Consider the following 14,919-nt stretch of genomic DNA (forward strand, 5'->3'; position numbering starts at 1 on the left):
GGGTGCGTGCGAGTATCAAGTGTGACAGTCAGAAAACGATTGCTTTTTGTGTTACTTTTTGGGGTAATCATTTTTTTCATTATAGATACGAGGTTAGGTTATGTTCAATTTATTATGGGGGAAAAATTGACAAGCCTTGCGAAAGATTCATGGAGTCGAAATCTCCCTTTTGAACCGGAAAGAGGCGACATTTTAGATCGAAATGGGGTGGAGCTTGCAACAAACAAAAGTGCACCATCAATTTTGGTTGTGCCACGTCAAATTAAAGATCCTGCCGAAACAAGTAAAAAACTTGCGGCTGTTCTGAATATGTCTGAAGAAAAAGCGTACAAGCATGTAACAAAAAAAACTTCGATCGAACGTATCTCACCGGAAGGTAGAAAAATTTCTCATGAAAAAGCAAAAGAAGTGAGAGAGCTTGATCTTGAAGGAGTTTATGTTGCCGAAGATAGTATCAGACATTATCCATTTGGCAGCTACCTTTCACATGTACTGGGGTTTGCGGGAATTGATAATCAAGGACTTCTTGGACTCGAGGCATACTATGATCGTGATCTAAAAGGAGAAAAAGGATCTGTGAAATTTTATTCCGATGCCAAGGGTCAAAAAATGCCTGATGAAGCAGATGACTATACACCTCCAAAAGATGGGCTTGATATGAAGCTGACGATTGATGCGAAAGTCCAAACCATTATTGAACGAGAGCTAGATAATGCTGCAGCAAAATATCATCCAGATGGAATGATTGCCATCGCCCTTAACCCGAAAAATGGGGAGGTATTAGGGATGTCGAGTCGCCCTGATTTCGATCCCGCAGACTATCAATCTGTTGACCCGAAAGTTTTTAATCGAAATTTACCTGTATGGAGTACGTACGAGCCAGGTTCAACCTTTAAAATTATTACCTTAGCAGCTGCTCTGGAAGAGAATAAAGTCAACCTTAAACGAGATCATTTTTTTGATAGAGGTTCAGTCACTGTAGATGGTGCACGTCTTCGCTGTTGGAAAAAAGGAGGACATGGCTCACAATCCTTTTTGGAAGTTGTTCAAAATTCATGTAACCCAGGTTTTGTTGAGTTAGGCGACCGACTCGGGAAAAATAAATTATTTTCTTATATTAAGGATTTTGGATTCGGTCAAAAAACAGGCATCGATTTACAGGGAGAAGGGAGAGGGATCTTATTTCCGCTTGATCGAGTTGGCCCAGTAGAGCAAGCGACAACTGCATTTGGTCAAGGGGTATCCGTTACCCCGATTCAACAAGTAGCAGCTCTAGCAGCAGCGGTTAATGGTGGAACACTTTATACACCGTATATTGCAAAAGAATGGATTGACCCTGTCACAAAAGAAGTAGTTAAAAAGCAATCGCCAATCGCAAAAAAGAAAGTAATTTCTGCTGAGACATCTAAAGAAATGAGATATGCGCTAGAAAGTGTCGTAGCTCAAGGGACAGGTAGAAATGCATTTGTTGAAGGCTACCGTGTCGGAGGGAAAACAGGAACAGCACAAAAAGTAAAAGATGGTAAGTATATGGAAAACAACCATATCGTTTCATTTATTGGCTTTGCTCCAGCAGATGATCCAAGTATCGTTGTCTATGTAGCGGTAGACAATCCAAAAGGCACGATTCAATTTGGTGGAACGGTAGCTGCTCCAATCGTAGGTCATATTATGAGAGATAGTTTGCCAGAAATAGGTGTCCAAAAAAGAAAGGGGCAGATTGAAAAGAAATACCAATGGTTGGACACAAAAACAATTGAAGTACCGAATATTGTAGGCGAATCCATTTCTGAGCTTGAATCATTATTGATTAATTTGAGAATCGATGCATCAGGCAAAGGGAACAAAGTGATCAAACAATCGCCTGCCGCTGGAACGAAAGTGAAAGAAGGCTCAACGATCAGAATATACTTAAACGACGAATAAACAAGAATGAACAGAGGGCAGCCACGCTCATTCGGCTGCCTATTTTTGTTGAAAAAGAAGATATTCAATAGAAAAAGATAATAAAGTGTGCTTTTCCAAGAGAAACTTAATGAATACGCTGGATGTATCCTTTTTTTTACGATAAAATATAGACTGTGTGTTTTTTTCACAAGGCATACACTTGAACGAATTTGAGAGGTTTGATATCTAATGAAACTACAAGAACTCCTAACATACTTTAAAAGTGAGAACAAACAGCTGATAAATGAAAACCCTGAAATCACTTCGATCGAGATGGACTCCAGAGAAGTCAAGCAAGGGAGTCTTTTTGTCTGTATAAAAGGCTATACAGTTGATGGACATGATTATGCTGAAAAAGCGATTAAAAGTGGGGCAGCTGCCATTGTTGCTGAACACAACCTTGACGTAAAAGGTGTACCCGTCATCATTGTGAAACGCTCTCAAAGAGCACTTGCAAGAATCGCTGATGCCTTTTATGGTCAGCCAACACACGAGCTGAATCTTATTGGTATAACAGGCACAAATGGAAAAACCTCAACAACACACATGGTGGAACAAATCATGAAAAAAGCTGGAAAGAAAACAGGCTTAATTGGTACCATGTACATGAAAATTAATGATGAAACACTAGAAGTGAAGAATACAACTCCTGAGAGTGTGACACTTCAGAAAACATTTAGACAGATGCTTGATCAAGAAGTTGATACAGCAATTATGGAAGTATCGTCACATGCTTTGCATCTTGGTAGAGTTCATGGGTGTGACTATGACATTGCAGTTTTCACCAACCTGTCTCAAGACCATCTTGACTATCACAATTCAATGGAAGAATATAAACATGCGAAAAGCCTTTTATTCTCTCAACTTGGAAGTGCCTTTCATCATCAAAAACCAAAGCGCGCGATTTTGAATGCAGATGATGAGGTATCTAGCGATTTTGAAAAAGTGACAGCAGCCGAAATCATGACATATGGCATTGAACATGAAGCAGATGTGATGGCAAAAAACATTGAAATTAGACCAAAAGGTACACAGTTTGACCTCGTCACACCTATAGGTAAACAAAATATGACTGTCGCACTTATCGGGAAGTTTAATGTGTATAACATCCTAGCGGCAGCCTCAGTAGGAATAGCAGTTGGTTTGCCATTTGATACTGTTGTGAGTGCTTTAGAAGAACTCGAAGGTGTAAAAGGTAGATTTGAGTTAGTAAACCACAATCAAGATTTTCCGGTTATTGTTGATTATGCACATACGCCTGATAGTTTAGAAAACGTATTAACAACGTGTAAGGAATTGACAGAAGGGAAAATATTTTGTGTCATAGGATGTGGAGGAGATCGCGATAAAACGAAGCGACCACAGATGGCACAAATAGCAGTGAAATACGCAGATGAACCAGTTTTCACTTCGGATAATCCAAGAAGTGAAGACCCGCTTGCTATTTTAAAAGACATGGAAAATGGCGTGCCTGATGCTTACTATCACAGTTTTGTGAATCGAAAACAGGCAATCTTTTTTGCAATTGCTAATGCGAAAAAGGGGGATACAGTTTTAATAGCTGGGAAAGGTCATGAAACGTATCAGTTGATTGGTGATGATGTGTTTGACTTTGATGATGCAGAAGTAGCTGCCAGCGCAATTAATGACTTAAATAAATCTTAAAAAGACGGAAAGAGTGTAATGAAATGAAGCATTTTATGCAAAAACAACATATGAAAGATATCAGTGAATATGATAATAATGAATGCTATTTTCTTATTGGAAACGGCTATGGGTATTCGGAAGGAGTAAAGAACAATGCTTGAACAGGTGATATTGTTTACAATTTTAATGGGATTTTTAATCAGTGTTCTTTTATCCCCGATTTTTATACCGTTTTTAAGAAGACTGAAGTTTGGTCAAAGTATTAGAGAAGAGGGACCACAGTCTCACCAAAAAAAATCAGGTACACCAACAATGGGTGGTATCATGATTATTTTCTCTATTACGATTACAACGATTGTTATGATCAACAAATTTTCTGAGATTAGTCCTGAGATGTTTTTACTTCTGTTTGTTACGTTAGGATACGGTCTATTAGGCTTCTTAGATGATTATATAAAAGTAGCGATGAAACGTAATCTAGGTCTTACGTCAAAACAAAAATTGATCGGTCAAATTATCATTGCAGTCATTTTTTATGGCGTATTCCATTATTACAACTTTGCAACGACGATTAGAATTCCAGGAACTGATTTAACATTTGATTTAGGATGGGCTTACTTTATTCTTGTCGTCTTCATGCTTGTAGGCGGATCAAATGCAGTCAACCTAACGGATGGTCTTGACGGCTTATTATCTGGAACGGCAGCCATTGCATTTGGGGCTTTTGCAATACTTGCTTGGAATCAATCTCAGTACGATGTGGCGATTTTCTCAGTTGCGGTAGCAGGTGCTGTGCTCGGTTTCCTTGTATTTAACGCACATCCAGCAAAGGTATTTATGGGTGATACAGGCTCACTAGCATTAGGTGGTGCGATCGTTGCCATTGCGATATTAACAAAGCTTGAAATTTTACTTGTTATAATTGGCGGAGTATTTGTAGTCGAAACATTATCTGTTATTTTACAAGTCATTTCTTTTAAAACAACAGGAAAAAGAATTTTTAAAATGAGCCCGCTTCACCATCATTATGAATTAGTTGGATGGTCTGAGTGGAGAGTTGTTGTAACCTTCTGGACAGCTGGTTTACTGCTTGCCGTTTTAGGAATATACATCGAGGTGTGGTTATAAGTGAACAAGATGCATATCTTACAAAATGAAAATGTACTAGTGCTAGGGCTTGCTAAAAGTGGCTACGCAGCAGCTTCAATACTTCACCAACACGATGTGAAGGTAACAGTAAACGATCAAAAGCCTTTTGAAGAAAATGAACCTGCCAAACGTCTATCTGAAAAAGGAATAGATGTGATTTGCGGCAGTCATCCTCTCACAATATTTGATGAGAAGCAAATTACGATTTTAATTAAGAATCCTGGAATTCCTTACGAAAATATCATGGTACAAGAAGCAATGAAAAGACAAATTCCAGTTTGGACAGAAATAGAATTAGCGTATCATTTAACATCTGCTCCTTTTATAGGGATTACAGGCTCTAATGGTAAAACGACAACAACAACTTTAATTTATGAAATGCTTAAAGCCGACAACCAAAAAACTTTGGTTGCTGGGAATATTGGAACGGTTGCAAGTGAAGTGGCAGCAAATGCTACAGGGGATGAATGGATCGTAACAGAGCTTTCTTCTTTTCAACTGATGGGCACCGTTCATTTCAGACCGAAAATCAGTTTAATTCTTAATATTTTTGATGCTCATTTAGATTATCATCACACTAGAGTAGAATACGAAAAAGCGAAACAAAAAATATATGCACATCAAAATGAAAACGACATTGCAATTGTAAATATGGATGACGAAACTGTCGTAAGACTATCAGAAAAAACGAAAGCAAAAAAAGTTTACTTTTCTGTGAAAACACCAATTGATCATGGGGCATGTATTAAAGACGATGCAATCTATTACTTAAATGAACAGATCATGTCTCTTAAGGATGTTGTTCTTCCAGGAGAGCATAACTTAGAGAATATTTTGGCAGCTATATCTGTTGTCAAAAATGCAGGCTGTTCAAATGAAGCCATCAGTCAAGTTTTGTCAACATTTAGTGGTGTGAAGCATCGATTACAATTTGTAGACACGATCCATAATAGAAAATTCTATAATGACAGTAAAGCAACTAATATCCTTGCGACAAGTAAAGCTTTATCGGCATTTGATCAACCAATCATCCTTTTAGCCGGCGGTTTAGATCGCGGAAATGAATTTGATGAATTAAAGCCTTACATGAAGAACGTAAAAGGAATCATTACATTTGGTCAAACAGCACCGAAGTTTGTGAAACTTGGTGAAGAACTGGGAATACATCATGTAAAACATGTCGATAATGTTGAACAAGCAGTACCTGCGGCGTTTAACATTTCAGACGAAAATGATGTTATTTTACTATCCCCTGCTTGTGCAAGCTGGGATCAACATAGAACATTTGAAGAACGTGGAGACATGTTTGTAAACGCCGTGCATATGCTTAAATAAGGGCTTGTCTCTCTATTAGACTGACAGCCCAAATGAAAAGATGCTTGGGGTGTCGGTCTCTTGACTAATAAGAAAACTTCTCCGGATTTTTTGCTTGTTGTCATTACGCTTTTATTATTAACGATTGGTCTAATTATGGTGTACAGTGCAAGTGCTGTGTGGGCATCGTATAAATTTGATGATTCATTTTATTTTGCCAAAAGACAGCTTTTATTTGCTGGAATCGGAGTTATCGCAATGTTTTTTATTATGCGTGTCGACTACTGGACTTGGCGAACCTGGTCTAAGATATTGATTGCGATTTGTTTCCTGCTTCTATTATTGGTACTCATTCCTGGCATAGGGATGGAGAGAAATGGATCAAGAAGCTGGATAGGTGTCGGCGCATTTAGCATTCAGCCTTCTGAATTTATGAAGCTTGCGATGATTGCGTTTCTCGCAAAATTTTTATCTGAAAAACAAAAAACTATCACCTCCTTTCGAAAAGGTTTCGCACCTGCATTAGGAATTGTATTTTCAGCTTTTGCCATCATTATGCTACAGCCTGACCTTGGAACAGGTACTGTAATGGTTGGAACATGTATCGTGATGATTTTTGTATCAGGTGCGAGAATTGCTCACTTTATATTTCTCGGACTTGTAGGTCTCAGTGGATTTGCTGCACTGGTTTTATCTGCGCCATACCGAATAAAGAGGATTACCTCTTATTTGAATCCATGGGAAGATCCGCTAGGTAGTGGCTTTCAGATTATTCAATCTCTTTATGCGGTAGGACCAGGTGGTCTATTTGGAATGGGCCTTGGTCAAAGTAGGCAAAAATTCTTTTACCTTCCAGAGCCGCAAACAGACTTTATTTTTGCGATCCTATCTGAAGAACTAGGTTTTATCGGAGGATCACTCATCCTTTTACTCTTTAGTGTTCTTTTATGGAGAGGGATTCGGATTGCGCTTGGAGCACCTGATCTTTATGGGAGCTTTTTAGCAGTTGGTATTATTTCTATGGTAGCGATTCAGGTGATGATTAACATTGCAGTTGTGACAGGCTTAATACCTGTGACAGGAATTACACTTCCATTTCTTAGCTATGGAGGCTCTTCACTCACTTTGATGCTTATGGGAATTGGTGTGTTGCTGAATGTTAGTAGATATTCAAGATATTAGGTAAGTTATTGCCATTAAATCATATAGCCTGAGTTTTGTGCAAAAATGCAAAAAAGATATTTGGAGAGTGAAAATTGATGTTTCTATATAGAAATTGTTCATTTTTTACTCTCCTTTACAGGTTTTGATGAAACCCTGTTGCTTAAAACAGGGTTTATACTGTGTTGATAGAAGAAAAAATATTGAGGGGAAATGGTATAATGCGTATAGTTATCAGTGGAGGCGGAACAGGCGGACACATTTATCCAGCCCTAGCATTTATTAAAGAAGTAAAAAGACTGCATCCTGATGTAGAGTTTTTATATATTGGAACTGACAATGGATTGGAAAAGAAAATTGTTGAGAGAGAAAACATTCCTTTTAAATCAATTGAAATCACAGGCTTTAAGAGAAAAATATCCTTTGATAATGTCAAAACCATCATGCGATTTTTAAAAGGTGTTCAAAAAAGCAAGGCTTATTTAAAAGAATTTCAGCCAAATGCTGTAATTGGAACAGGCGGTTATGTATGTGGTCCGGTGGTTTATGCAGCTTCAAAGCTAAAAATTCCTACTATTATTCATGAACAAAATAGCTTGCCAGGTATCACAAATAAGTTTCTCTCTAAGTATGTAGACAAAGTGGCGATTTGTTTTGAAGAAGCAAGAACTCATTTTCCTGCTGAAAAGGTTGTTTTTACAGGAAACCCACGAGCTTCTGAAGTCGTCTCTATAAAAGAGGGGAAATCATTAAACGAATTTGGTCTTGATGAAAATAAAAAAACTGTGCTTGTTTTTGGTGGAAGCAGGGGAGCTGCACCGATTAATAGAGCAGTTGTCGAGCTTCAAGACCAACTGAAAACGAAAGACTATCAGCTTCTGTATATTACAGGAGAGGTACATTATGAAAAAGTAATGAACGAATTAAACGAGAAGGGTGTAGCACCTAATATGCTGACAAAACCTTTCCTTCATCAAATGCCAGAATACTTAAAATCAATTGATGTGATTGTGGCAAGAGCTGGTGCAACAACAATTGCAGAAGTAACGGCACTTGGAATTCCAACAATTTTTATCCCAAGTCCTTACGTAACAGCCAACCACCAAGAGATTAACGCAAGATCTCTTGAAAAACACGATGCAGCAATTGTTTTGCGAGAATCAGAGTTATCAGGAGAAAGTCTGCTTCACGCAATAGATAAAATTGCTGGCGACGACGAAAAATTAAAAGAAATGAGTCGCTTGACAAAGGAACTTGGAGTACCAGATGCAGCCTCTCGTTTATACAATGTATTAACTGAACTGACAAACTGATTTAAAGGATTATTAGGTAAGGCGGAGGGTCAAAATGGAGAACATTATAAAAGAATTAAATGATGCACACGTGGGGAAAGTGCTTGCTAATGAACCGCTTGCAAATCATACGACAATGAAAATTGGTGGACCTGCAGATATACTGGTTATTCCAAGAGATATCGCTGCAGTGAAAGCTGTTATGGATATTGTAAAGAATCATCATCTCAATTGGACAGTGATTGGGAGGGGTTCAAACCTTCTTGTTTTAGATAAAGGAATTAGAGGGGTTGTCTTAAAGCTTGGCGCAGGTCTTGACCATTTAACAATTGATGGAGAAGAATTGACAGTCGGAGGCGGGTATTCTGTTGTTCGGCTTGCAACATCCATTAGTAAAAAAGGACTTTCAGGTCTCGAATTTGCCGCTGGAATCCCTGGGTCTATTGGTGGAGCTGTCTACATGAACGCGGGTGCACATGGATCAGACATGAGCCGGATTCTTGTGAAAGCACGTATATTATTTGAAGATGGAACAATCGATTGGTTAACAAAAGATGAAATGAATTTTAGTTACCGCACGTCAATTCTTCAAAAGGAAAGACCTGGTGTTGTTCTTGAAGCCGTGTTTAAGCTTGAACAGGATGACCGTGAGAAAATCACTAAAAAAATGCAACAAAATAAAAACTATCGTAAAGAAACTCAACCATACAATCACCCATGTGCTGGCAGTATTTTTAGAAATCCATTACCAGAATATGCAGGACAGCTTGTTGAAAAGGCGAATTTAAAAGGGTATCAGATTGGTGGAGCTAAAATATCTGACATGCATGGTAATTTTATTGTCAATGCTGGCGGAGCAACAGCTCATGATGTGATTGAGTTAATTCAGTTCATTCAAAAGAAAATTAAAGAGGATTACGATGTTGAAATGCATACAGAGGTAGAAATTATCGGGGAAGAGGGCTGAATAACCGTTCATTAACTCCTGAATAATGCTATAATGGTGAGCAAACGGCATCTTATAAATGCCGTTTGTTTTCTCACCATATTTAATGAAGGTATTAACCAAAAGTGCGGACAAGCACCTTTGAACGAGGTGAAGAATATATATGCGACCTGATCATGAAAATGAAAAGATCGTCAATATAGAAGAACGTATTCCTAAAATCAAAGAACAAAGAAAGCAGAAAGCTAATCGACGATTGATCTCTTTTATTCTCCTTTTTTTCATCATGGTCTTAATTATTGTTTATTTGCAAACACCTATTAGCAAAATCTCCTCTTTAACAGTCACTGGGAATGAGCATGTGTCGACAAAACAACTAATCAAGCTGTCTCAAATTAAAGAAGGAGAAACAGAGTTTTGGAATTTAAATAAAGACTCGACGGCAAAACATATTAAACAAAACAAGCTAATTAAGAATGTCACGATTAAAAAACAGTTTCCAAATAAGGTGAGTATTGAAGTAAAAGAATACGCAAACGTTGCTTATCTTCAAAAAGGAAATCTGTACTATGAATTGCTTGAAAACGGAACGGCCTTATCTGAAGAAGTCACTCCTAGTCATGCTGGACCGTTGTTTGTTAATTGGGATGACCAAGATAAATTAAAACAAGCAGTTCAATCGCTTAATAAGCTACCGGCATCAATTCAGGAACTGATTTCTGAGGTATATTATGTGCCAACCAGTACAAATCGCTGGTTAGTGAAATTTTATATGAATGATGGCTATACTGTGATCGCATCGATTAAAACATTTGCAGATAAAATGAAAAGCTATCCTTCTATTGTCAAAGAACTCAAGAACTCTGAAAAGGGAGTTATTCATATGGAAGTGGCTACTTATTTTGAGACGTTTAAATCTATGAAAGAGGAAGATGGAAATTGAGAGGAAAAACAGTTATTTTCGCTATCGTAATGCTTGTCCTCGGGTTTCTGATTTCTTTTTCTTATCAATTTACAAAACAACATCGAGCAGACGTAGATCGTACAGAGCAATGGAAAAAAGAATACTCATTAAAAAGCCAGCTAACAAAACAGGAGAAGACAAATCAAGAGCTTGAACAAAAACTGTATAGTCTTCAGTCAAATGTACAAGCGACAGAATCCAACTTGAAAAATGAAAAAGAACAATATTTTAATGTTTTGGAAGATGTTGAGAAATACCGTATGTTTACAGGAGAAATTGGTGTGAAGGGAAAAGGAGTCAACGTATCACTAGAGGATGCGTCTTATATCCCGAGTGGACAAAATGTCAATAATTACATTGTTCATGAAAGTCATATTTTTCATGTGGTAAACGAACTATTTATTTCCGGTGCTTCAGCAGTTGCAATTAATGGACAAAGAATTACACATAACTCATACATACATTGTAATGGGCCGGTTGTCACAGTTGATGGTGTTCAGCATCCTGCGCCATTTATCATATCTGCAATTGGAGATCCAGCTGTGTTAATTCCAGCTTTAAACATCGCTGGGGGTGTGGTTGATCAACTTACGAGCGATCATATTTCCATTAATATTGAAAAAAAGAACATGAAAATGAATGCTATTTTAAGAAATAAAGAATAATGCTGCGAAAAGGTGAGTGGTGTTGAGAAAAAAAAAGCCTTTGCTTAGTCTGACGGTTTTAATGGTTATTTTTGGCGTGATGGTCTCTATCCAATTTAACTCATTACAAAACCCCGAAGTACGAGATACTCGTGATGTTTGGGAATTAAGAGAGGATTTATCAGCGTCTAAAACGAAAGAATTGGATTTACTAAAAGAAATTGAAAAATATGATGATATGCTCAAAAAGTATCAAAATCAAGAAGATCAATCAAAAGAGACACAATTAACAAAGACGCTCAATGAGCTTAAACAGAAAGCCGGACTGACAGAAGTAAATGGTAGCGGCATCGAACTAAAGATCACTCAGCTTTTTTCTAAGGATTTAACAGGGGAAGAGGTAAAAGACATTCCTCCAGATTTGTTTAAAAAGTTAATTAACGAAGTGAATATGTATGGAGCTGATCATATTACGATTAATGATCACCGAATGATTCATACAAGTGTGATCCGTGATATTAATGGCACAACAAAAATGGATGGATATAGTCTAGATGGTGAGACAGTTGATATTAAAATAATTAGCAGTCAGGCTGAAAAGCTATATAGCCGTTTGAACGTATCGGACATTAAAGATTTATTTGCTCAGGAGAATTTTGCTCTTACAATCAGTAGACCAAAAGAAAAAATACATTTAAAAGCATATGATGGTGCAATTCAAGTAAATGGATTAAAGCCCCTTGACGATGTAAAGGAGGGAAATTCTTAATGTGGCTTCCTGTGCTAGGCTTAATAATAGGAGTTGCGCTCGGTTTTTTAACGAATTTTACGATACCGAGTGAGTATTCAAATTATCTTTCCCTCGCTGTACTTGCAGCGCTTGATACATTGATTGGTGGAATTCGGGCACACCTGCAAGGGGCATATAATGAACTGGTGTTTGTGTCAGGCTTCTTTTTTAATATTATACTCGCAATAAGTTTAGCTTTTCTGGGCGTTCATCTTGGTGTAGACTTGTATTTAGTAGGAATGTTTGCGTTCGGCGTAAGACTGTTTCAAAATATAGCAGTAATTCGAAGAATTCTACTAACAAAATGGACAGCTTCTAGAGAAAAAAAGAAAAAAAGTGAGTCATAAAAAAGGATATACATACGAAGTAACGAATATTTTCAGTAATCCTAATAAAAAATGTTGATTTTTTTACGTTTTGTTACACACTTGTAAAAACACATACATTGTATTGTTGTTCAGCAAATAATAGAATAGAAAGTATTGATATGTGAGGAGGTGCCATGGAATGAACAACAATGAAATTTACGTCAGCCTTGACATCGGTACATCCAATATTAAAGTCATCGTCGGAGAAATGGCGGATGATTCGCTTAACATTATAGGTGTTGGAAATGTCCCATCAGAGGGGTTAAAAAAAGGATCGATTGTTGATATAGATGAGACGGTTCATTCTATAAGACAAGCATTTGAACAGGCTGAACGGATGGTTGGCTTTCCACTGAAAAAGGCGATTGTCGGAATCAATGGAAATCACATTCATATTCAAAATACGAGCGGCGTTGTCGCAGTATCAAGTGAGAATAAAGAAATACATGCTGAAGATGTAAGGCGCGTGCTAGATGCCGCACAGGTTGTATCTATTCCTCAAGAACACCTCATTGTAGATGTCATCCCAAGGCAATTTATTGTGGACGGAAGAGATGAAATTACAGACCCCAAAAAAATGCTTGGTGTGCGACTTGAGGTAGATGGGTCGCTCATTACAGGATCAAAAACGATTCTACATAACTGGCTTCGATGTGTAGAGCGTGCTGGTGTAGAGATTATGGACATTTGTCTGCAACCACTTGCATCAGGCTCAGCAGCATTGTCTAAAGATGAAAAGAATCTAGGTGTAGCACTTGTCGATATCGGCGGGGGATCTACAACAGTTTCCGTTTTTGAAAACGGGCATCTCTATTCTACTCACAGTATCCCTTTGGGTGGAGAGAACATCACGAAGGATTTGTCTATAGGGTTAAGAACTTCCACTGAAGAAGCTGAGCGAATTAAAAAAGAATTTGGCCATGCGTTTTATGATGAAGCATCAGCTGATGAAACATTTGAAGTTTCCGTCATCGGAACAGATCAAAAGCAGACGTTTACACAGCTTGAAGCAGCCAATATTATTGAGGCACGACTGGAAGAAATTTTGTTGTTTGTTGCAGAAGAGGTAATAAATATGGGTGTGAATGATCTGCCTGGCGGTTTTGTTTTAACAGGTGGACAGGCAGCAATCCCTGGAATCCTTTCTCTGGCACAAACGGTTCTGCAAAACAATGTGCGCATTGCGAGTCCGAATTATATTGGTGTAAGGGAACCTCAGTATATGACAGGGGTTGGACTTATTCACTTTGCTTATCGCAATGCAAAAATTCAAGGCAGACAGGTTGGTTTCCAGATGCCAGATGCGGCGTTTCAAGAGGTAGGCGCATCCATGGAGCCGGTTTCTACAGGATCGCACGTGAAAGAAGCGCAACCAAGACCAAAAGTAAAGCAAAAAGCACAACAAGAGACAAATAAAAAACCGGGCAAAATGAAAAAAATATTTAATATGTTCTGGGAATAGAATTTAGATTCGACGGATTAGGAGGATTCAGCATGTTGGAGTTTGAAACAAATATAGACGGCCTAGCATCAATTAAAGTAATCGGAGTAGGTGGGGGCGGAAACAACGCTGTCAACCGAATGATCGAAAATGACGTACAAGGTGTCGATTTTATTGCTGTAAATACAGATGCTCAAGCGTTAAATCTTTCAAAAGCAGAGACAAAAATGCAAATCGGTGCAAAGCTGACGAGAGGACTTGGGGCTGGTGCAAATCCAGAAGTCGGCAAAAAAGCAGCTGAAGAGAGTAAAGAACAAATCGAAGAAGTATTAAAAGGCGCTGACATGGTTTTTGTTACAGCTGGTATGGGCGGTGGAACTGGTACTGGTGCGGCACCTGTAATTGCTAAAATCGCAAAAGATTCTGGCGCACTTACAGTTGGTGTTGTGACGCGTCCTTTTACGTTTGAAGGAAGAAAACGTCAACTTCAAGCTGTTGAAGGAATTGCTTCAATGAAAGAATCTGTTGACACATTAATTGTGATTCCGAACGATCGCTTGCTTGAAATTGTTGACAAAAACACACCAATGTTAGAAGCATTCCGTGCAGCAGATAATGTCTTAAGACAAGGTGTACAAGGGATTTCTGACTTGATTGCGACTCCAGGGCTTATCAACCTTGACTTTGCCGATGTGAAAACGATCATGTCGAATAAAGGATCTGCTCTTATGGGAATCGGTGTGGCAACAGGAGAAAATCGTGCGGCAGAAGCTGCGAAAAAAGCGATTTCTTCACCACTTCTTGAGACGGCTATAGATGGAGCGCAAGGTGTCATTATGAATATTACTGGTGGAACTAACCTTAGCCTTTATGAGGTGCAAGAAGCGGCTGATATCGTTGCCTCTGCTTCTGATGAAGATGTGAACATGATCTTTGGTTCTGTGATTAATGATAATTTGAAAGATGAGATTGTTGTAACAGTGATTGCTACAGGTTTCATCGAGCAAGAAGTTGAAGTGTCTAAACCACAAAGAAATTCATTAAATCAAGGATTAAAGCATAGTCAATCAATTCCGCAAAAACGTGAAGTCAAAAGAGATGATCATCAGCAACAAACATCTCAGCCAAGACAAAACACGCAAACAGGTGACGATGCACTTGATATCCCAACTTTCTTAAGAAATCGAAATAAACGATAGTCATATATAAAAAGGCCCCCTTCCTATTGGAAGGGGGCCTTTTTATATAGATGGATT

General features: G+C 38.2%; 13 protein-coding genes. All 13 read left to right on the plus strand.

Going from position 1 to position 14,919, the window contains the following annotated elements:
• The first annotated feature begins 6 nt into the window (after window positions 1-6).
• The gene (locus tag ACQKEZ_RS13250) at window positions 7-1,926 is read left to right on the plus strand and encodes a stage V sporulation protein D (RefSeq protein WP_427301455.1); all 1,920 of its coding nucleotides are present in this window, start codon (window positions 7-9) and stop codon (window positions 1,924-1,926) included.
• A gap of 210 nt (window positions 1,927-2,136) precedes the next feature.
• Window positions 2,137-3,612 (plus strand): UDP-N-acetylmuramoyl-L-alanyl-D-glutamate--2,6-diaminopimelate ligase, encoded by a 1,476-nt coding sequence (locus ACQKEZ_RS13255; protein WP_427301457.1) that lies wholly within the window; start codon window positions 2,137-2,139, stop codon window positions 3,610-3,612.
• 135 nt (window positions 3,613-3,747) lie between these two features.
• Window positions 3,748-4,722, plus strand: coding sequence for a phospho-N-acetylmuramoyl-pentapeptide-transferase (gene mraY / locus ACQKEZ_RS13260; protein ID WP_427301459.1), 975 nt, complete (start codon window positions 3,748-3,750; stop codon window positions 4,720-4,722).
• 9 nt (window positions 4,723-4,731) lie between these two features.
• Window positions 4,732-6,078 (plus strand): UDP-N-acetylmuramoyl-L-alanine--D-glutamate ligase, encoded by a 1,347-nt coding sequence (gene murD, locus ACQKEZ_RS13265; protein ID WP_427301960.1) that lies wholly within the window; start codon window positions 4,732-4,734, stop codon window positions 6,076-6,078.
• A 60-nt stretch (window positions 6,079-6,138) separates the two neighbouring features.
• Complete coding sequence (spoVE, locus tag ACQKEZ_RS13270; protein WP_427301461.1) at window positions 6,139-7,239, plus strand: stage V sporulation protein E; 1,101 nt, start codon at window positions 6,139-6,141, stop codon at window positions 7,237-7,239.
• 200 nt (window positions 7,240-7,439) lie between these two features.
• The gene (murG, locus tag ACQKEZ_RS13275) at window positions 7,440-8,531 is read left to right on the plus strand and encodes an undecaprenyldiphospho-muramoylpentapeptide beta-N-acetylglucosaminyltransferase (RefSeq protein ID WP_427301463.1); all 1,092 of its coding nucleotides are present in this window, start codon (window positions 7,440-7,442) and stop codon (window positions 8,529-8,531) included.
• 34 nt (window positions 8,532-8,565) lie between these two features.
• Window positions 8,566-9,477, plus strand: coding sequence for a UDP-N-acetylmuramate dehydrogenase (murB, locus tag ACQKEZ_RS13280; RefSeq protein WP_427301465.1), 912 nt, complete (start codon window positions 8,566-8,568; stop codon window positions 9,475-9,477).
• A gap of 142 nt (window positions 9,478-9,619) precedes the next feature.
• Window positions 9,620-10,399, plus strand: a complete 780-nt coding sequence (locus ACQKEZ_RS13285) for a cell division protein FtsQ/DivIB (RefSeq protein ID WP_427301467.1) — start codon at window positions 9,620-9,622, stop codon at window positions 10,397-10,399.
• Window positions 10,396-11,085, plus strand: a complete 690-nt coding sequence (locus ACQKEZ_RS13290; RefSeq protein WP_427301469.1) for a DUF881 domain-containing protein — start codon at window positions 10,396-10,398, stop codon at window positions 11,083-11,085. The genes ACQKEZ_RS13285 and ACQKEZ_RS13290 overlap by 4 nt, the downstream gene beginning before the upstream one ends.
• A 22-nt stretch (window positions 11,086-11,107) precedes the next feature.
• A complete protein-coding gene (locus ACQKEZ_RS13295) occupies window positions 11,108-11,833 on the plus strand; it encodes a DUF881 domain-containing protein (RefSeq protein WP_427301470.1) in 726 nt (241 codons plus the stop codon).
• Complete coding sequence (locus ACQKEZ_RS13300) at window positions 11,833-12,201, plus strand: small basic family protein (protein WP_427301472.1); 369 nt, start codon at window positions 11,833-11,835, stop codon at window positions 12,199-12,201. The genes ACQKEZ_RS13295 and ACQKEZ_RS13300 overlap by 1 nt, the downstream gene beginning before the upstream one ends.
• Window positions 12,202-12,361: 160 nt before the next feature.
• Window positions 12,362-13,684: a cell division protein FtsA gene (ftsA, locus tag ACQKEZ_RS13305; protein ID WP_427301473.1), complete on the plus strand. Its 1,323-nt coding sequence runs from the start codon at window positions 12,362-12,364 to the stop codon at window positions 13,682-13,684.
• 32 nt (window positions 13,685-13,716) lie between these two features.
• Window positions 13,717-14,862: a cell division protein FtsZ gene (gene ftsZ / locus ACQKEZ_RS13310; RefSeq protein WP_427301475.1), complete on the plus strand. Its 1,146-nt coding sequence runs from the start codon at window positions 13,717-13,719 to the stop codon at window positions 14,860-14,862.
• The last annotated feature ends 57 nt before the right edge of the window (window positions 14,863-14,919 follow it).

This window comes from Bacillus sp. NPDC077027 (assembly GCF_050269555.1).
GTDB lineage: Bacteria > Bacillota > Bacilli > Bacillales > Bacillaceae > Bacillus.